Source organism: Paenarthrobacter sp. 2TAF44 (genome assembly GCF_052114885.1).
In the GTDB taxonomy this organism is placed as follows: Bacteria; Actinomycetota; Actinomycetes; order Actinomycetales; family Micrococcaceae; genus Arthrobacter.
The window spans coordinates 295,237-312,719 of the sequence record NZ_JBFRFP010000002.1; the positions used below are offsets into that span (position 1 = coordinate 295,237).

Annotated in this window: 16 protein-coding genes; 7 read left to right on the plus strand and 9 right to left on the minus strand. The window is 62.3% G+C overall.

From position 1 onward, the window contains the following. The first annotated feature begins 7 nt into the window (after positions 1-7). From AB4Z15_RS03880 to AB4Z15_RS03895, 4 genes are all read left to right on the plus strand, one after another. Positions 8-712: an AAA family ATPase gene (locus tag AB4Z15_RS03880; RefSeq protein WP_442016149.1), complete on the plus strand. Its 705-nt coding sequence runs from the start codon at positions 8-10 to the stop codon at positions 710-712. A gap of 105 nt (positions 713-817) precedes the next feature. Further along, the gene (locus AB4Z15_RS03885; protein WP_442016150.1) at positions 818-1,720 is read left to right on the plus strand and encodes a helix-turn-helix transcriptional regulator; all 903 of its coding nucleotides are present in this window, start codon (positions 818-820) and stop codon (positions 1,718-1,720) included. Between the two features lie 72 nt (positions 1,721-1,792). Next, entirely contained in the window at positions 1,793-3,526 is a 1,734-nt protein-coding gene (locus AB4Z15_RS03890; protein WP_442016151.1) for an ABC transporter ATP-binding protein, read from the plus strand. Then, complete coding sequence (locus AB4Z15_RS03895; RefSeq protein WP_442016152.1) at positions 3,523-5,496, plus strand: ABC transporter ATP-binding protein; 1,974 nt, start codon at positions 3,523-3,525, stop codon at positions 5,494-5,496. The genes AB4Z15_RS03890 and AB4Z15_RS03895 overlap by 4 nt, the downstream gene beginning before the upstream one ends. Positions 5,497-5,524: 28 nt before the next feature. On the opposite strand, the gene AB4Z15_RS03900 is transcribed toward AB4Z15_RS03895, so the two are convergent. Then, positions 5,525-6,097 carry an MOSC domain-containing protein gene (locus AB4Z15_RS03900; protein WP_442016193.1) on the minus strand — a complete coding sequence of 191 codons (573 nt, stop codon included), beginning with the start codon at positions 6,095-6,097 and terminating at the stop codon, positions 5,525-5,527. Positions 6,098-6,188: 91 nt separating this feature from the next. On the opposite strand from AB4Z15_RS03900, the gene AB4Z15_RS03905 reads away from it, so the two are divergent. Further along, positions 6,189-6,968: an alpha/beta fold hydrolase gene (locus AB4Z15_RS03905; protein WP_442016153.1), complete on the plus strand. Its 780-nt coding sequence runs from the start codon at positions 6,189-6,191 to the stop codon at positions 6,966-6,968. A gap of 20 nt (positions 6,969-6,988) precedes the next feature. Here the strand turns inward: AB4Z15_RS03905 and AB4Z15_RS03910 are convergent, their stop codons facing one another. Beyond that, positions 6,989-7,468: an NUDIX domain-containing protein gene (locus AB4Z15_RS03910; protein WP_442016194.1), complete on the minus strand. Its 480-nt coding sequence runs from the start codon at positions 7,466-7,468 to the stop codon at positions 6,989-6,991. Positions 7,469-7,710: 242 nt separating this feature from the next. On the opposite strand from AB4Z15_RS03910, the gene AB4Z15_RS03915 reads away from it, so the two are divergent. Beyond that, the gene (locus tag AB4Z15_RS03915; RefSeq protein WP_442016154.1) at positions 7,711-9,081 is read left to right on the plus strand and encodes a hypothetical protein; all 1,371 of its coding nucleotides are present in this window, start codon (positions 7,711-7,713) and stop codon (positions 9,079-9,081) included. An 84-nt stretch (positions 9,082-9,165) separates the two neighbouring features. Here AB4Z15_RS03915 and AB4Z15_RS03920 read toward each other — a convergent pair whose 3' ends face one another. From AB4Z15_RS03920 to AB4Z15_RS03945, 6 genes are all read right to left on the minus strand, one after another. Continuing rightward, positions 9,166-9,342 carry a hypothetical protein gene (locus AB4Z15_RS03920; RefSeq protein ID WP_442003195.1) on the minus strand — a complete coding sequence of 59 codons (177 nt, stop codon included), beginning with the start codon at positions 9,340-9,342 and terminating at the stop codon, positions 9,166-9,168. 7 nt (positions 9,343-9,349) lie between these two features. Next, entirely contained in the window at positions 9,350-10,465 is a 1,116-nt protein-coding gene (locus tag AB4Z15_RS03925; RefSeq protein ID WP_442016155.1) for a glycosyltransferase, read from the minus strand. Positions 10,466-10,661: 196 nt separating this feature from the next. Further along, entirely contained in the window at positions 10,662-10,832 is a 171-nt protein-coding gene (locus AB4Z15_RS03930; protein WP_216926503.1) for a hypothetical protein, read from the minus strand. A 180-nt stretch (positions 10,833-11,012) separates the two neighbouring features. Beyond that, positions 11,013-11,843 carry an oxidoreductase gene (locus tag AB4Z15_RS03935; protein ID WP_442016156.1) on the minus strand — a complete coding sequence of 277 codons (831 nt, stop codon included), beginning with the start codon at positions 11,841-11,843 and terminating at the stop codon, positions 11,013-11,015. A gap of 91 nt (positions 11,844-11,934) precedes the next feature. Continuing rightward, positions 11,935-12,666 carry an SRPBCC family protein gene (locus AB4Z15_RS03940; protein WP_442016157.1) on the minus strand — a complete coding sequence of 244 codons (732 nt, stop codon included), beginning with the start codon at positions 12,664-12,666 and terminating at the stop codon, positions 11,935-11,937. 123 nt (positions 12,667-12,789) lie between these two features. Continuing rightward, positions 12,790-15,459, minus strand: a complete 2,670-nt coding sequence (locus AB4Z15_RS03945; protein WP_442016158.1) for an exo-rhamnogalacturonan lyase family protein — start codon at positions 15,457-15,459, stop codon at positions 12,790-12,792. A gap of 324 nt (positions 15,460-15,783) precedes the next feature. Between AB4Z15_RS03945 and AB4Z15_RS03950 the strand changes: the two genes are divergently transcribed. Beyond that, positions 15,784-16,371 carry an adenylate kinase gene (locus AB4Z15_RS03950; RefSeq protein ID WP_442016159.1) on the plus strand — a complete coding sequence of 196 codons (588 nt, stop codon included), beginning with the start codon at positions 15,784-15,786 and terminating at the stop codon, positions 16,369-16,371. A 44-nt stretch (positions 16,372-16,415) separates the two neighbouring features. Here the strand turns inward: AB4Z15_RS03950 and AB4Z15_RS03955 are convergent, their stop codons facing one another. Next, positions 16,416-17,477 carry a glutathione S-transferase family protein gene (locus tag AB4Z15_RS03955; protein ID WP_442016160.1) on the minus strand — a complete coding sequence of 354 codons (1,062 nt, stop codon included), beginning with the start codon at positions 17,475-17,477 and terminating at the stop codon, positions 16,416-16,418. Positions 17,478-17,483: the final 6 nt, after the last annotated feature.

The following is a 17,483-nucleotide window of genomic DNA, read 5'->3' on the forward strand; positions in this document are numbered from 1 at the left end:
GCTCCCTGTGCGCATCGGCATTTCGGGTACCTATTCCTCAGGCAAGACATTTACCTCCATGGCCTTGTCCCACTACACCGGGTTGCCCCGCACCAAGGCCAGGACCATGCGGGAAATCCTGCCCGAGGCCGCCCCTGGCAAGACCCTCGAGCAATGCACTGCCGCGGAGCTCATCCAGATGATCGTGACCCGTCACGTGGAGCGTGCCGTGTATGAGGACAAGCTCTCGGCCGGTTTCATCTCCGACGGTTCATCGCTGCAGGAATGGATCTACGGGTCCGTGCGGGTTTCCCTTGGGCTGAACCCCAGTGCCTCGGCACACCTGGCGGCGGGGGAGAGCGTGGAGAAGACTCCGGAACTCGCATTCTTCGAAGAGGTGATGACCAGCCTGGGCAACAGCTTCAAGAGGCACGTCAAGAACTCCTTCGATGTGTTCGTGCACCTGAAGAACGAGCTTCCGCTCTCTGCTGATGGACACCGCCCGGTCAACGATCAATTCCGGAATATGTCGGATGAGATCCTGCAGCACACCATGGACGAGTTGGGCATCCCCTTCCATGTTGTGTCCGGTTCCGTGGAGGAGCGTCTGGTCCGGATTGCTTCCCTGTTCAACCTGGAGCCGCGCATGAGTCCCCAGGACGCCACGCGCCTGGCAGCTGAGGAATACGCGCAGCTGGACGTGCGCTCCGAACGGGAGCGGGTCCTGCAGTAACCAGGAAATATCCATTTGGATCCTGCTCACCGGTTCGTCCGGCCATCCGCTGTGCCGTAGCTGCCCAGCGGGTGGCCGGACGCTCGTCTTTTTACTGGAGACCCATTGCCTACCGACCAGCCTCTTTCCCATCAAGCCCGTTCCAACCACGCCCGCCTTGGCGAGTTCTTCCGCACGCGTCGCGAGCAGACCCGTCCGCAGGATGTCGGATTACCAGTCAGCCCACGACGCCGGACTCCCGGACTCAGGCGCGAAGAGGTGGCAGTCCTGGCCAATGTTGGGGTCTCCTGGTACACGTGGCTGGAACAGGGACGGGCCATCGGCGCCTCGGAGGAAATCCTCGATGCCATTTCGAACGCACTGCGGCTCAGCCCTGAGGACCGGACCTATGTCCGGCGGCTTGCGTCCGGGCGCCGTTCGGGCCCTACCGGCAACACGGTCAGCGCAACCGGCGGTCCGGCTTCGGGACAGGCCACCGGTCACAGCTTCGACGTCGATGACGCCCAGCTTGCGCTGCTGCAGCAACTGGTGGATGCCATCGCGAATCCCAGCTACGTCGCTGACCCTTTCTGGACGGTGGTGGTCATGAATTCCGCCGCCGCAGAAACCTTCGATACCCGCGTAGGTGAAAGCTGCCTGCAACGCTTCTTCACGGATCCGGAGCTCGCCAGGCCCCACGTGCACAAGGAGATGATGGCCCGCTCCATGGTGGCGCAGTTCCGTGCGCAGTCAGCCAACTTCCCGGACGATCACCGTTTCGATGCCATGGCACGCGGCCTCTGCCAGGTCTCGGAAGCCTTCCGGGAGTTATGGCAGCGGCAAGTGGTTGGCGATTCGTACCACGTGGATGTTGTTTATGATCACCCCGAGGTAGGCCGCCTAAGTTTCGCTCCCATGGTGCTGGGTGTCCCGCAGTTCCGGGCCCTCCGTCTTTTCACTTACCTACCCAAAAGCGGAACCGGAACGCAGGCCGCCCTGCAAGGTTTGAACAGGAAAGCAGTGGTCTGAGAATCCCTCTAGTTGCCCACAGCAACCAGACGTAAACTGGCCTTCGGTTCACTACGTTGGTTCGGAGTTCCCATGCTTTGGAAGGTTCTTGTTCGGTTCCTGAAGCCGCACCAGCGGTTGCTGATTGCCGTCGTCGTATTTCAATTGGCGCAGTCCATCGCGTCCCTTTACCTGCCCACTCTGAACGCCGACATCATCGATAACGGCGTTGCGACCGGCGATACCGATTACATCCTGCGCATGGGTGGTCTCATGTTGCTGATCACGTTGTTGCAGATCGCGTGTGCGGTGGTGGCCGTTTACTTCGGCGCGAAGGCAGCCATGGGAATGGGCCGCGACCTGCGGGACGCCGTCTTTGCAAGGGTGGGGGAGTTCTCGGAGCAGGAAGTCACCAAGTTCGGGGCGCCGTCCTTGATCACGCGGTCCACCAACGATGTCCAGCAGGTTCAGCAACTGGTCCTCATGTCCTGCACGCTCATGGTCGCGGCTCCCATGCTGAGCATTGGCGGCGTGATCATGGCAGTCCGACAGGACGCCCAACTGTCATGGCTGATTGCGGTGTGCGTGCCTGTATTGCTGGTGGCCGTCGGGTTGATCGTGACCCGGATGGTGCCGCTGTTCCGCAAAATGCAGGTCCGGATCGACGCCATCAACCGTGTCCTGCGCGAGCAACTCACCGGCATCCGCGTGGTCCGTGCGTTCGTGCGTGAGGACATGGAGACCTCCCGGTTTGGCAAGGCGAACGACGACGTCACGGACGTCGCGCTGCGCGCCGGCCGTTTGATGGCGCTCATGTTCCCGGTGGTCATGTTGGTGATGAACATTTCCAGTGTGGCGGTGATCTGGTTCGGCTCGTTCCGGATCGAGGACGGCTCCATGCAGGTAGGCACGCTAATCGCCTTCCTGAGCTACCTCATGCAGATCCTCATGTCCGTCATGATGGCCACGTTCATGGCCGTGATGATCCCCCGCGCGTCCGTTTCTGCCGACAGGATCGGGGAGGTACTGGAGACCGCCTCAAGTGTCCAGCCGCCGTCGAATCCTGTTACAGGCGGTATCCGCCGTGGCGAACTGGAAATGCGCGACGTCGGATTCGCCTACCCGGGTGCCGAGCAGCCCGTGCTCAGCGGCGTTACCTTCACCGCCCTGGCCGGCCAGACCACGGCAATCATTGGCAGCACTGGCGCCGGGAAGACCACCTTGGTAAACCTCATGCCACGGCTCTTCGACGCCACTGCGGGAGCGGTCCGGATGGACGGCGTGGACATCCGCGACCTGCATCCGGACCTGTTGTGGGGGCACATCGGCCTGGTGCCGCAGCGGCCGTATCTCTTCTCGGGCACCGTCCGCAGCAACCTCCAATACGGCAAACCCGACGCCAACGACGACGAACTGTGGCAGGCCCTCTCAGTGGCCCAGGCGCGGGACTTTGTTGAAGAGATGGAAGGTGGACTGGATGCGCCCATCTCGCAGGGCGGCACCAACGTTTCCGGCGGGCAACGGCAACGCCTGGCCATTGCCCGGGCACTCGTGAAACAGCCGGAGCTCTACATTTTCGACGACTCGTTCTCCTCGCTGGATACCGCCACGGACGCCCGCCTCCGGCAGGCCCTCAAACACCACACCAACGGCGCCACGCTGGTGATTATCGCCCAGCGCGTCTCCAGCATCGCGGACGCGGACCAGATATTAGTGCTCGACGACGGCAGGATCGTTGGGCAGGGAACACACGATGAGCTGTTGGAGGCTTCCGAAACGTACAGGGAAATCGTGTCCTCCCAGCTGGCAGCGGAGGAGGCGGCATGAGCGCCATGACAGCAGGTCAACGTGGGCCGCAGCGGCCACCCATGGGGCCTGGACGCGGCGGTCCGTTCGCTGGCATGAGCATCCCGGCGGAGAAAGCCTCCAATTTCGGTGCCTCGGCCCGGCGGCTCCTGGGCACTTTGCGGCCTGAACGGTTCTGGCTGATGCTGGTCCTGGTTTTCGCGGTGGTCAGCGTTACCTTGTCCGTCATCGGGCCCCGGCTGCTGGGCGAAGGAACCAACCTCATCTTCGCCGGCGTCGTGTCCAAACAACTGCCCGCAGGGGTTTCCAAAGCCCAAGTGATCGCAGGCCTTCGGGCCTCCGGCGAGAACAACAAAGCCGACATGTTGAACGCCATGAACCTGACACCCGGCATTGGCATTGATTTTGCTGCGCTGTCATCCGTGCTGCTCTGGGTGCTGGCGCTGTATGTCATGGCCTCAGCGTTCGGCTGGATGCAGGCGTACGTGCTCAACGGCGTCGTACAGCGGACTGTGTACCGGCTCCGCGAGCGGATCGAAGCGAAGATCCATCGGCTTCCGCTGCGCTATTTCGACTCCATCCAACGTGGTGAGCTGCTCAGCCGCGTGACCAACGACGTCGACAACATCTCCCAAAGCCTGCAGCAATCCATCAGTCAGGTGGTGTCCTCGCTGCTGACCGTGCTGGGCGTGCTGGTGATGATGTTCCTGCTCTCGCCGCTGCTGGCCGTCATCGCGTTGGTGACCATCCCGCTCACCCTGGGGACCACGGTGGTCATTGCCAAGCGTTCACAGAAACTCTTCGTCGCGCAATGGAAAAACACCGGTGAGCTCAACGGGCAAATTGAGGAAACGTACACCGGTCACGCACTCGTGAAGGTCTTCGGCCGGCAAAACGAAGTCCAAGCGAAGTTCCGCGCCAAGAACAGCGAGCTGTACCAAGCAAGCTTCGGGGCACAATTCGTGAGTGGCCTGATCATGCCGGCCATGACGTTCATCGGAAACCTGGTGTACGTGGGCATCGCCGTGGTGGGCGGCCTGCAAGTGGCCTCTGGTGCAATGCAGTTGGGTGACGTGCAGGCCTTCATTCAATACTCACGCCAGTTCACCATGCCGTTGGCGCAGCTGGGATCCATGGCCAATATGTTGCAGTCGGGCGTTGCCTCGGCGGAACGGGTGTTCGACCTGCTGGATGAGGAAGAAGAATCGGCCGAACCTGCTCCTGTTCCGCGGTCCGGTCCATCGCGTGGGCGGCTCGTGTTCGAGAATGTGTCCTTCCGGTACCTGCCCGACAAGCCACTCATCACGGACCTCAGCCTGGTGGCCGAGCCCGGTCAAAGCATTGCCATCGTTGGGCCGACAGGAGCCGGTAAGACAACGCTGGTGAACCTCATGATGCGCTTCTACGAACTTGATGCAGGACGCATAACCCTCGACGGCGTGGACATCGCCTCCATGTCACGGCAGGAACTGCGCTCGCGGATGGGCATGGTCCTGCAGGATACGTGGCTCTTCGGCGGGACTATCCGCGACAACATCGCCTATGGTCGGCCCACCGCATCTGAGCCCGAGATCCTTGAGGCTGCGCAGGCCACCTACGTGGACCGGTTCGTCCGTTCCCTTCCCGAGGGCTACGACACAGTACTCGACGACGAAGGCGGCAATGTCTCTGCCGGCGAGAAGCAGCTCCTCACCATTGCCCGCGCCTTCTTGTCCCGTCCCTCTGTGCTGATCCTCGACGAGGCCACCAGCTCGGTTGATACCCGTACCGAGGTTCTGGTGCAGAAAGCCATGAACGCACTGCGCTCTGACCGGACCAGCTTCGTCATCGCGCACAGGCTCTCCACCATCCGCGACGCCGATCTCATACTGGTCATGGAATCCGGGCAGATCGTGGAACAGGGGACCCACTCTGAGCTGCTTGCTGCGGGCGGGGCGTACTCACGGCTCTATGAGGCGCAGTTTGCGGCGCCGGCGGCTGAAGAGGTGTGAGCCTTCGGTGGTCAGGAAGCCACGGGGATTAAGGAAGCCGCGAGGGCCGCAGCGCCGTTGCCTCGCCGGCCCTGGCTGGATCCAAGGGCACAGGACTCACCAACACAGCCGGACCTCTGTGGAGTAGTCCCCCGGAGATCACCTGGCAGCGAACCCCACCCCTGCCGCGCATCGCCTTGTGGGCGCCCGGTGCCAGCATCTGGTCCATCCACGCGCAAGGGTGTGCTGGCCTCCCTGCCTTCAGCCGCACGGAATCTCCGCCGGATTCCAAAGTGAACTCATGCCCCAGTAAGGGAGCCAGCTCGGCCCCGCGAAGCACCACGTTTCGCCGGGTCATCAACGGATCGAAGGGCCCGGCGTCCAGTTCGGAGGCGATTGACTCCAGCGCTTCCACCGCGAACACGGTCACTGCGGCGTCCATGTGGGCGGCCTTGCCGAAGAACCTGTCACCCACAATACCCTTGCCCGCCACAAGCTCGGCCTGCTCAGCGTCCGTCGTCGGAACATCCGCGGCGCCTTCGCGGGCGCGGCCAAAATAGGCGTGCGCCGGCGATACCAAGAGATGCAGGACCTCGACGTCGTACCTGAATTCAGCAGTCATCATTCAACGCTAATGCCTCGGCGCTCGGAACGGCAGCGCCCTATGCCGTACGCCACAGCGCCGGCGCCGCCCCTGAAGATACAGTGGCACGGTGAACTTTGCCGTGGCCCCTGATGGCGCTGAACTCGCCTGGACGTCCGAAGGCGACGGCGAACCAATGCTGTTAATTGCCGGCCAAGCGACCGCCGTGGACGGTTGGGGCCCGACGGCGGAGCGACTGTCCCGCTCTTACCGCGTTATCCGCTTCGATCACCGGGGCATAGGCCGCAGCAGCAAGGGTGACGCTGGCCGTTACACCACGAGGCTGATGGCCGCAGATGCAGCCGAGGTTCTCAAGGCTGCAGGCGTTGATTTAGCACACGTGTACGGTCACTCCATGGGCGGACGCGTAGCGCAGTGGTTGGCCATCGACTACCCGGAGAAAGTCCGGACGCTGGCCTTGGCCGCCACCAGCGGAGGAAGGTGGCCAGGTGAGGGTACGGACCCCGACAAGGCTGCCCTGCAGGCACTGGTCAGCGGGGATATGGACCGCCTGGTACCGCTGTTCTTTGATGAGGACTGGGCGTCCAACAATCCGGAGGCCGTTCACACCTTCTTCTCCTCCAACGCTTCAGCCTGGGCCAAGGCACGTCATTTCAAGGCAAGTCGTGAGCACGATGCATGGAGCCGGCTGGGTGATATCAAAGCCCCGACTCTGATAATTCACGGCACCGAGGACGCGCTTACGCCGTTACGCAACGCCGTCCTCCTCCGCGAGCATATCTGCCGTTCGGTCTTGGTAAGGGTTCCCGGGGCGGGACATGGCCTGCACCTGGACCGCCCGGAGACCATTGACTGGATTTGGCAGTTTGTTACCAAAAAGAGCGCCTAGTTCGTGCTGGCTGGCTGTCTCTAAAGGGCTTTCCCGCCAACGTTCCGGACCAAGGCGTCCACAATGGGCAGTTGCCCTTTGACGAGCTTGGTCCGGGCCGTGGCTTCACCAAACCAACGGGCGTCGTCTATCTCCGGAAATTCCTTGATGGAGCCGGACCCCTTCGGCCATTCCATGGGAAAGGTATTGCTGACGATCTCATCGGGCTGGAAGGAGTCTGCTTCTGCGGCGAAGGCGGTGATGAGTTTGCCGGAGGGCTGTTTGAAAACCCCCAATAGCTCGTAGTCGCCAGGTGGCGGTGGGGTTCCAATTTCCTCAGTGAATTCGCGGCGGGCAGCAATCAGCGGGTCCTCGTCCTCAAGGAATTCACCCTTGGGAATTGACCACGCGTGTTCGTCCTTATGCGCCCAAAAAGGTCCACCCATGTGGGCAATCCAAAGCTCCAACTCTCGAGAGGAACCTTGCCGGTAAAGCAGGATTCCAGCGCTGCGAATCGTGATGTGGCCTCCCGACGTGATGATTTGAACGCGAAATGAACGGACAAAGCCAAGATTACTCCCGGGCACGCTGCCGTTATCCAATTGATGGCACATCGCCCATTTTGGTTCTTCAATTCCCTTCCTAAGGACCCACGTCTACTTGATAATCGAGGAACTGCACGTTCCTCGTGGGGGTGGAACGTCTTTGCGGTCGCCGGTTTTTGCCGACGACGAGTCTGGGCGCATCAATGGAGGACACGGCTATGGCATGGTCAGTAGGGCTCATTCCGCATGGGCGAATAAAAGCAGCAGGTTTGGCCGTCGTGCTGGCGGTGGGCTTATCAATGCTCACTGGAACAGGCCCATCACACGCGGCCGATACAACCCCCCTGGCTGAGGACCCTGGCCCTGTGGGCAGCTTCGCCTGGAAAGGTTTGAACTGGCAGAAGCGTTTCTGGGGTGGGGCCCCGATGTACAACGCGAGTTGGGACGCCAACAACGTGAGCAACCCGGACGCCAACGGATACGTCAAACTGTCCATCACCAACCCAACCGGCTCGGCTCCCAAGGGTGCAGAGTTCCAGTCCACACGGGAGGGGTTCGGCTACGGAACGTACAGCACCACTGTGGAAAAGGACGTGAGCGCACTCCAGAAGGAGGTGGTCTGGGGTTGCCTCTTCACCTATGACCCCGCGGCCGAGCCTGGTTACACGGAGATCGACCTCTGCGAGGCGTCCGCTTGGGGAGGCGGAGCTGCCTATGGCCAGAACTGGCCTGTCACCCAAGGCCATGGCTATTGGTTTGATGCCACACTGCCACCTGGGCAGGGCAACAACACGGTCACTTTCGATGTCACCAACGCCCCGATCCTCACCCACAGGATGGTCTGGGAACCGGGCAAGCTCACCTTCGAGACGTTTGCCGGCGAAGGCTACGGAGGAACGCTGTTGAAGCGGACGGTCCTGCAGGGCTCCACAGTTCCACTTCCGGCCAACGAACAGATCCACTTCAACCTGTGGGTTACCGGAGGTGGTGGCGGTGATGCTGCCCATGTGGCACCTGAGTCCGTGACCATTCGTGATTTCTCGTTTGTTCCAGGGATCCCGTTGACGGCCCCAACACCTACGATCTCCGGAACGGCGGCAGTTGGGTCAACGCTGACTGCCAATCCAGGTGCGTGGACCACCGGAACTGCGTTGACCTATCAGTGGTACAAGAACGGCACGGCCATCGCTGGTGCAACAGCGCCCACCCGTGTCCTTGCAGCCGCGGATCAAGGTGCCACCTTGACCGTCCGGGTTACAGGCACGAAGGCGGGCTACGCAACTACCACCAAGGAATCGGCGCCCACGGCTGCCGTGGTGGCCGGTACGCTGCTCGCACCCACTCCCACGGTCACGGGGTCGCTCACCGTTGGCTCCACGCTGACGGCCAACCCGGGAACGTGGACCTCGGGAACCACACTGACGTACCAGTGGTACCGTTCCGGTGTGGCGATCACAGGGGCAACAGCCAAGACCTACGTTCTTGTGGCCGCCGACCAAGCAGACACCATGCGAGTTCGGGTTACCGGAACGAAGGCCGGGTACACCACCGTTTCCAAGTATTCGGCTGATACGGCGCTCGTTAGTTAACGAACGGCGGGGTTAAAACAACAAACCCGCGGTTGTGTCGCGCTGGGGGCGTGATCCGACACAACTGCGGGTTTGCTGGGCTTGCTAGTTTTTCTGCGCGCGGACCGGGACGATCCTCTTGATGGCCAGGCCAAGGGCCAGCATGGCGAAGGCGGCCAGTGCGAACCAGAAGAGGTCCCCGGCGCCGGTCATGGCAAGAGTGCCGGAGCCGGCTCCTCCTGCAATTGCTGCGCCTACGGATCCTGCTGGGTTGTTGTACATGAGTCGTTTACCAAACTTTCTTTCTGTTGAGTGCGGCGTCCAGGTAGGCCTTGGCGTGGACTGCCTGGAGGAAAACGTCGATGACGGTTTCGTACATGGTTGCGGCAAGCAACATGTACCTCCAGCCCCGGAAACGCAGAGTTACTATGCGTTCCAGGACGAAGATGCAGGTGACGGCGAGCCAGAATGGGTGGAGGTTCAGTCCCATTCCGCTGGTCAGGGCAAAGATGATGGATCCGAGGTAGGCCAGGGTTACCAGGACGCCGAGCATGGAGAGGAACTGCCGTCCCCAGTAGGCCCTGGTCACTTTGGTCCACCCGTACTGCACGCAGTTCTCCACGGCTCCGCGCTTCCACCGGAGCCGCTGCGCCCATAGTTCCCGCCAGGTCGGCATGACTTCGGTGACCAGCGTGCAGTTTGACGGTGAAGCTATGCGGTATCCGAGGGTGAGGAGTGCAAAGGACAGTTCGTTGTCTTCGGTCAGAACCGAAGTATCGTAGACGCCGCCCTCGCCGTTTCCGGGAGGAAGCGTACCGTTCAGCCGTGCTGCGACGACGTCCCGCAGGGTCTTTATACGGAAGAGTGCCGCGGTCCCGGTGACTACCAGGCATCTGCCGTGGAGGCGCTTCACATCCCGGGCGTACCGGGCATACTCATTTCGCTGCAGGTGTCCGACGAACCCGCCTCCCGGCCCACCGCTGAACACTCCACCCACCGCCCCCAACAGTTCGTCCTTGAGGAGGTTGTTCGTGGCATTCTCGATGAAGTCCTGGGCAAGCTGCGAATCGGCGTCCTGGACCAGAACCAGGTCTTCGGGATCGGCTCCGGGAAGAAGTTGCCCCAGAGCGAAGTTCAGGGCGCCGGCCTTCTTATCCCTGTTGCCAGCAGTGCGGAGGACTTCGACGCCCTGGGCCAGGGCGAGTTCTTCAGTATCGTCAGTGCAGTTATCGGCCACCACGATCACACGATCCGGGCGTTTGGTCTGGTTGTTCAGCGAGATGAGGGTTTCGGTAATGCCGGCGGATTCGTTGTGTGCCGGGACCAGAACCGTGACCACACCACCGGGGGCACGGTGGGATCCCCGTGGTGCAGCAGTTGTCTCTGAAATGACGGCCCGATGCATCCGGGATTCCTCCGTTCGAACTCGAAGTGGTGTTTCACTTAGAGTTTCAACGGAAACGCAAGAAACCTGTCCGCAAAGCATCAAGGAAGTCTCAAGGTTTGATCAGGAGTTCCCTGACGCCGTCACGATTCAGAAAACGCAAGAGGACGACGCCGGGAGGTTCCGGCGTCGTCCTCTTGTGGTGAGTTTGAGCTGCTTAGCGGCTCAGGCTAACGGTGAAGGTTTTCGGTCCGCTGAGCGTTACTGCAATGCCGCAGTTTTCGGCAGCGGCGCGGGGGGAAAGATCCCGGATGGCGGCGTCGATGGTGTGGTCGATCGCCGACTTGTCCCAGATTTTCAGCGTGATGGAGTCAGTATGTGTCGTCATTGTCAGTACTTTCACTCAGGCCGTTAACAGCCCCAAGCTTCTTCGCAGGGGCCGCATCCTCGTCGGTGAGGATTGCTGATTCAGCTTGTATGGGAAGCGAGTTCCCTCATTCATGGTTCATGCTGCCAACCGCGATTGACAAGCTCATCCGGCCAAGTGTGACCGATTACACGTTGGAAGTTACTCCGTGTAACCCGTGCTGAGGCTCTGCTCGCGCCAACGTTCCACCTCGGCACGCTGGGCCTCTTCCACCGCGCCGTAGGCGTAGACGGCGTCGGCACCCAGCAGCAGGAACGCGGGCGTCTCAGCTGCTTCGACGGCGGCGATGATCACCTCAGCTGCTTTGTCCGGGTCGCCGGGCTGGGTGCCGTGCACCGTGTCATGTTCCTTGCGCCGCTTGCCGGCCGTCTCGGCGTAGTCCTCAATGGCCTGTGCCGATTGCGTGAGCGAACGCCCCGCAAAGTCGGTTCGGAACCCGCCGGGCTCCACCACTGTCACGGAGATCCCCAGAGGCTTCAGTTCCTTCTGCAACGAGCCGGACAGGCCCTCCAGTGCAGCCTTCGACGCTGAGTAATAACCGGAACCGGGCGGGCAGATCCGTGCGCCAATGGAGGAAATATTCACGATCGCACCGGATCGACGGGAGCGCATGCCCGGCAGGACGGCCTTGATCATGGCGACCGGACCAAAAACGTTGGTGTCGAACAACGCCCGGACGTCGCCGTCGTCGCCCTCTTCAATGGCTGCGCGGTAACCGTAGCCGGCATTGTTGACCAGCACGTCCACCGCGCCAAACTGGTCCTCGGCCTGTTGCACGGCGGCGTCGACCTGCGACTGCTCGGTGACATCCAGCGCCACGGCCAGGGCCGTCGTCGGGAACTCGGTGGTCAGCTCCTGCAGTTTGGAGACGTCGCGGGCGGTGACGACGGCGTTATCGCCCCGTGCGAGCACGGCTTGGGCCAGCGCGCGGCCGAGTCCGGTGGAGCAGCCTGTGATGAGCCAGGTAGTCATGACGTTCCTTTCATAGGTGGACCACTCAGGCGTGCCGCCCGGATCGTGCTGATCCGGGCGGCAGTGGTTGTTTTGTTTCGTGCGGTGGCTGCTACCGCTGGCCGGGCAGGCCACCCATCGGTGGGATGTAGCCCGGGCCGAAACCCTCGTCGTCCTTCCGTTCCGCGGCGCTGCGTGTATCGCTGTCCGCTGTCTCGTCGGAATCGCCGTCCAGATCTGCCAGGCCGTTGGTCTGATCGAAGGCGTGCGTAATGGGGTCTACGATCGGGACGTCGCCGGGCTTATCAGTGCCGGCCTCAGGTGCGGCCGCTGCTGTGGCCCCGGTTGCTGCGCTGGTGCTGGCGGCTGTGCCGGTTGTCGTAGTGTCCTTCGTCCCCGTGGTGCCCATGTCAGCATCCGGTTGGGGGGTCTTCTTCTCGATGTACTCCTTGAACTTCTTCAAGTCCGACTCCGCCTGCCTTTCAACCACATGCAGTTTGTCGCCGAGGAATTCAAGGACGCCGTGAGGCTCGTATTCGAGTGATAGATGCAAGGACGTCTGGCTCGGGCCAGCTTCCTTGAAGTCCACCCACCCGGCATTCTTGGCACCTTCCACCGCGGCCCATGCCACGGCCCGGTCCATGTCCTGCTGAACGATCTTCGCTTCCCAGCGGCGATGGACGCCAGCGATTTCGGCCACCCATTCCAGACGGTCATCGCTCAGCCGCGTCACGCGTTCCACTCCGCCCATGAAACGGGGGAATTCCTCGAACCGCGTCCACTGTCTGTAGGCCGTACTTACCGGAACGTTGACCATGATGGTTTTGTCGACTTTCGTGGTCATAATGTCCTCCTCCTCTGACTCGCTACCATATTTGTCAGCATACTTACAATATCGAGCTTTGAGCGGAGTAACCAGAGGTTCCCGATACCTGCCGGAAGTGGTGGCGTCAGGAGTCAACAGGACTTACGACGCCGGGCCCTCCTCCCCGGGCAGTGCACCTCCGACGAGGGCCAGGTTTTGGATGACGGCCAGGCCGAACTGGGCGGTGTCGTTGGTGGAAACAGTGGGGGCTTCGTCGACTGGTTGAAGGACATGTGGCGGCAGGATCTTCTTCAAGGTGAAGGCCTCGGCATGGTTCAGGTTCTCCCCGCCCTGGGCAAAGCTCTCCCATGCCAGCTCCGCCAAATCAGGAGACCCGAGTCGAGCCGCGGCGTAGGCAGTGAGTCGGCTGTGCGCCTGAGTCAGGTAGATGCCTGCAAGGGGCTGCCCCACTTCGGCGGCTTGCTCCTCCGGCGAAGCCAGGAACAGCCTGCAGTATTGCAGCCACGCCTTCTCAAAGGACGCGTCCGGCACCAGGCTGATCAGTTCGCTGCAGATTTCCACCAAACCGAACACGGCACTCAGGTGCGAAACGCTGATGGCTTCCCTGCCGGCGTCGAACCTTCCCTTGTCAAGGTCGTAGAGGGCCTCGCCCGTGAGGAAGCCGTACTTCAGGGCGCCGATATCGGCCATCGTGCCCAAGAGGCGGTCGCGTGAGCGGGGGTTTCCGGTGCGTTCCCAATCCGTGAGCCAGGTGGCTGCGAGCGAGCCCCAGTCTGTGCCGAGCCCGACGCCCAAGGCGCGGCGGTCCGGGCGGTAAGTATCGGCGTCGGCACGTACTTTGCGGACCGGATCCAGGCCAAGGAAGTTCTGGTCGCTGTCCACGAGTTCGGTGAGGAGATCGCCGGTGCGCTCATCCGCGGTCAGGTAATAGTAGAAGCGCCGGTAGGCCGGGGTGCTGATTCGAAGCTGCTTGGCGCTGCAACCCCAGTGCTGCACGTTGTGCCGCGAGCCCAGGCCGCGCCAAGGGCCAAGGTGGTACACATCCACTTCACCGGTGTGGCGGGTCATGGCCTCGGCGAAGCGGAAAACATCGGCGCGGCCGGAGCGGAGGTACATGTACCAGAGCCAGAGGTCGGGCGAGAGTTCCGAGTTGTCCCATGCGTAACCGCCGACGTCGTAGCGCCAGACATGCCGGTCGGAGTCGTAGGTGTGCATGACATCGCCGTAGTTCCAGAACCCGTACCAGCGGCGCTGTTCCGTTTGGCCCTGGTAGAAGCCGAACAGGAAATCCAGTTTGTCTTCCAGCTCTGCCCGGGCCGGGGTGCTGCGGTCCACGGGTGACCAGTCGCCGAAGACCCCGGCCGCGTGCAGGTACTCTGGGGTCGGCTGCAGAAGCGGGGGAGTGGACGCCGACAGGGCATCGGCGGCGAGGCTTTCCGTGGAGGGCGTGGCTTCGTAGGCGAACAGGGTCAGCTCGTGGGTGCGGGCGATTCCGGTGGGATTGCCGAAGCCGGGCTCGTAATCCTCGTACGTGATCTCCAAGCCCTCGAGTTGTTCCTCAAAGGTGTCCTGGCCGAGGCCATCGTGGTAGAAGCGGAGGTCCATGGGCTGGGCTTCGGGGGAGTAGAGCCAAGCCGTCATCGTGGCCTCCGGGGTTGCGGCGCCGCGGATGTCCAGCTGGCCCGGATGCGACTGCCAGAAATCCCTGACGCCAATCCCGAATCCACCCCTCAGGTCACTCAGGGAGCAGAATCCCGACGAGCGCGTGCCGCCGGAAATTCCCACCGAGCCGTGGCCGGGAGCGGTACGTTTCCGCAGCTCAAACCCGTCGGCGCTCAACTGAGTCAGCGTGTAGTCGTTCCACGACGGGATGAGATGCAGCCGTTCGGAAACCAGCGGGCTCCATTCGTTGAGCGGCGGTGTGGGTTCTCCGGCAATTTGGGCTTGACGCACGGGCTCGCCCGGATCCCGTCGGAGGCCCGTCAACCCGCGGACCGCTTCCACGAGGAATCCGCCGTCCGCGCCGGCGATCCGGACGTGACGATCGTGCAATTCGCTTTCGAGCGGGACGCTGAACTGGACGCCCAGCCCGGCGAGGAAGTCCTTGTCAGCCTCGCCGTCCCAAATGAACGAATGCATCATCCGGATGCTCCGCGCGCCGGCATAGAAGTAGAAGCGGACGGTCAACGGAAGCCATTCCCTTTCGCTCCGGTCCGCCCGATGACGGCCTTCCAGGCGCACGACTGCCCGAACAGGCCCCTGCTGTTCCACAGTCACGGAGGTGATTTGGCCCGTGAAACCCTGACGTGTTGTGCTGCCGGCTCCCTCGCTCAGCCCGGTCTGGAGCAGACTTACGAGCCTGCCGTCCTTCGCCACCACCGAACCGTTGCGGGTCAGGGTGCTGAACAGCGTGGGGCCTGATCGGGGGAGCACCATTTCCAAAGTGCCGGTGGAGACCGTCACGGACTCTTCAGTTTCGGTGACAGTCACGTCAGGTGAGCGCTCGACGGCGGCTGCCGGACCGCCGTCGGGCTCTTCCGGTGGGTGCGCGCCACTGTCGGTGCTGACGCTATAGGCGGCCGAGGGCTTATCGCTCGCGCCGACCGCGACGCCCGCCCACTTGAGCGAGCCGTCCGGCCAAGTGGCGAGCGGCCAGGTTTGGGCGTTGACGGCCTCGCCGGTGGCATCGAAAACGGCCAGCTCTTCCGGACCCCGCACGGTACCCCGCGGAAAGGGCATCCCCCACGTTGTCCCACTGCTAAGTCCCGCGGGCGGTTCGTCGTCGAGCCACGTGATCTGGTGCTGAGTCATGTTCGATTCCACCTAAGGTTTCGGAAAGCGCTTTCTTTGGTACGTTTCAAAAACTTACCTGCCGGTGTTGCGCGCCGCAAGGGGTGACCGGGCTTTGGTCTCGCGACGTCACTGCCCGGGCGCCACCCAGAAAGCACCTCGACACCGGGATCCACGTGGCGGGGGATGCATTCGAGGGTCGCCCCTCAATTCCCGCGGCGCGTGGGTGCTTGAGCCGGAATCCGGCTGTTCTGACCCCAAAGAAAAACCGGCGACGGCGGGAGTGTCGCGCCGTCGTCGGCGTATCGTTTAAGTCCCGGCCGCCTCTTGAAACGGACTTGTGTCATGGCGCGATTGATCATCATGGGCCCTCCAGGTTCCGGCAAAGGCACGCAGGCGGAAGTGATCGCGCGGCATTTCTCCATCCCCGCTATCTCTACGGGAGACCTCTTCCGCGCACATGTTCGGGACAAGACAGAACTCGGTGCAGAAGCCGGCGAGTACATGAACCGGGGCGAGTTTGTTCCGGACCACGTCACCACGGCCATGCTCCGTCAGCGCCTGGAGGACGCCGATACGGGGAACGGGTTTCTACTCGACGGCTACCCGCGGACTGTCATCCAAATTGGCGCCCTTGATGAGATCCTCGCGGCAAAACAGCAGACGCTTGAAGTGGTTCTTGTATTGACAGTGGAGGATGCCGAGCTCGTTGCGCGCATGCTTCAACGGGCGCAGGAACAGGGCCGCAGCGACGACACTGAACCGGTGATTCAGCGCAGATTGGAGCTGTACCGGGATGAGACGCAGCCTGTGGTGACTGCGTACACGCAACGCGGAATTCTGTTGATGGTGGACGGCTCCGGCGAGCGGGATTCGATCACGGCTGCTGCGATCGCTGCGGTGGAGGCGGCGCTGGCTGGCCTTCGTCAGTGACAGACCGGCTGGTCGCCGATTAGATGGGCTGAAGCTGCCGCCGGTTAGACGGCCTCGTGACCAGCAGCCACTTCCTCGCCTGCCTTGACCGGCCCTGGTGGAGTCCCGTCCCCGAACGGACGCCCGCCAAGCGATTCCCTTCCGTGCGGGGTCAGCCAACCGGAGAGGTCCGGTCCCATGGGGACGATGCGTGTGGGATTAATGTCCTCGTGCACTATATAGTAGTGCTGCTTGATCTGGACGAAGTCGATCGTGTCCCCGAAACCCGGCGTTTGGAACAGATCCCTGGCATAGGCCCATAGCGTCGGCATTTCGCTGAGCTTGTTTCGATTGCATTTGAAATGCCCGTGGTAGACCGCATCAAAGCGAGCCAAGGTGGTGAACAACCTGACATCCGCCTCGGTGATGGTGTCACCCACGAGGTACCTCTGGTTTGCCAGCCGTTCCTCGAGCCAGTCCAAGGCGCTCCACAGGCGGACATAGGCGGCTTCGTAAGCCTCCTGGGACCCTGCGAAGCCGCACTTATAGACCCCATTGTTGACCTCGGTGAAGACGCGCTTGTTGACCGTGTTGATTTCCTCGCGCAGGTGCTCCGGATAGAGCTGTGGTGCGCCCGGACGGTGGAACTCTGCCCATTCTGTGGAGAAGTCGAGCGTGATTTGGGGGTAGTTGTTGGTCACGACGGCCCCGCTGGGGATGTCCACGATTGCCGGAACCGTGATGCCGCGGGGATAGTCCGGAAAGCGGCGGAAGTAGGCCTCCTGTAGCCGCTCGATTCCCAGTACTGGATCTTTTCCGTCAGCATCCAAATCAAAGGTCCAGGACCTGGCGTCGTGGGTAGGGCCCGGCTGTCCGAGGCTGATGACGTGCTCCAGGCCCAGAAGCCTGCGGACGATGACCGAACGGTTGGCCCACGGACAGGCCCGGGCTGCTATCAGTCTGTATCTACCTGGCTCTACCGGCCAGCCGGGTTCATCGTTCGGGCCGGGAGTGCCCTCGCGGGTGATCCGGTCCTCGATGTAGTTGGTATCCCGATTGAACTCGCTGCCGGTGACGTACGAGCCCCGTGTGCTGTGTTCGTCCATTGTGCGGGTTTCTTCATCCATTGCTTC

Coding starts and splice junctions, on each gene's coding strand:
- AB4Z15_RS03890 (WP_442016151.1), top strand. CDS start 1,793: ATGCTTTGGAAGGTTCTTGTTCGGTTCCTGAAGCCGCACCAGCGGTTG.
- AB4Z15_RS03895 (WP_442016152.1), top strand. CDS start 3,523: ATGAGCGCCATGACAGCAGGTCAACGTGGGCCGCAGCGGCCACCCATG.
- AB4Z15_RS03900 (WP_442016193.1), bottom strand. CDS start 6,097: ATGACTGCTGAATTCAGGTACGACGTCGAGGTCCTGCATCTCTTGGTA.
- AB4Z15_RS03915 (WP_442016154.1), top strand. CDS start 7,711: ATGGCATGGTCAGTAGGGCTCATTCCGCATGGGCGAATAAAAGCAGCA.
- AB4Z15_RS03920 (WP_442003195.1), bottom strand. CDS start 9,342: ATGTACAACAACCCAGCAGGATCCGTAGGCGCAGCAATTGCAGGAGGA.
- AB4Z15_RS03925 (WP_442016155.1), bottom strand. CDS start 10,465: ATGCATCGGGCCGTCATTTCAGAGACAACTGCTGCACCACGGGGATCC.
- AB4Z15_RS03930 (WP_216926503.1), bottom strand. CDS start 10,832: ATGACGACACATACTGACTCCATCACGCTGAAAATCTGGGACAAGTCG.
- AB4Z15_RS03935 (WP_442016156.1), bottom strand. CDS start 11,843: ATGACTACCTGGCTCATCACAGGCTGCTCCACCGGACTCGGCCGCGCG.
- AB4Z15_RS03940 (WP_442016157.1), bottom strand. CDS start 12,666: ATGACCACGAAAGTCGACAAAACCATCATGGTCAACGTTCCGGTAAGT.
- AB4Z15_RS03945 (WP_442016158.1), bottom strand. CDS start 15,459: ATGACTCAGCACCAGATCACGTGGCTCGACGACGAACCGCCCGCGGGA.
- AB4Z15_RS03950 (WP_442016159.1), top strand. CDS start 15,784: ATGGCGCGATTGATCATCATGGGCCCTCCAGGTTCCGGCAAAGGCACG.
- AB4Z15_RS03955 (WP_442016160.1), bottom strand. CDS start 17,477: ATGGATGAAGAAACCCGCACAATGGACGAACACAGCACACGGGGCTCG.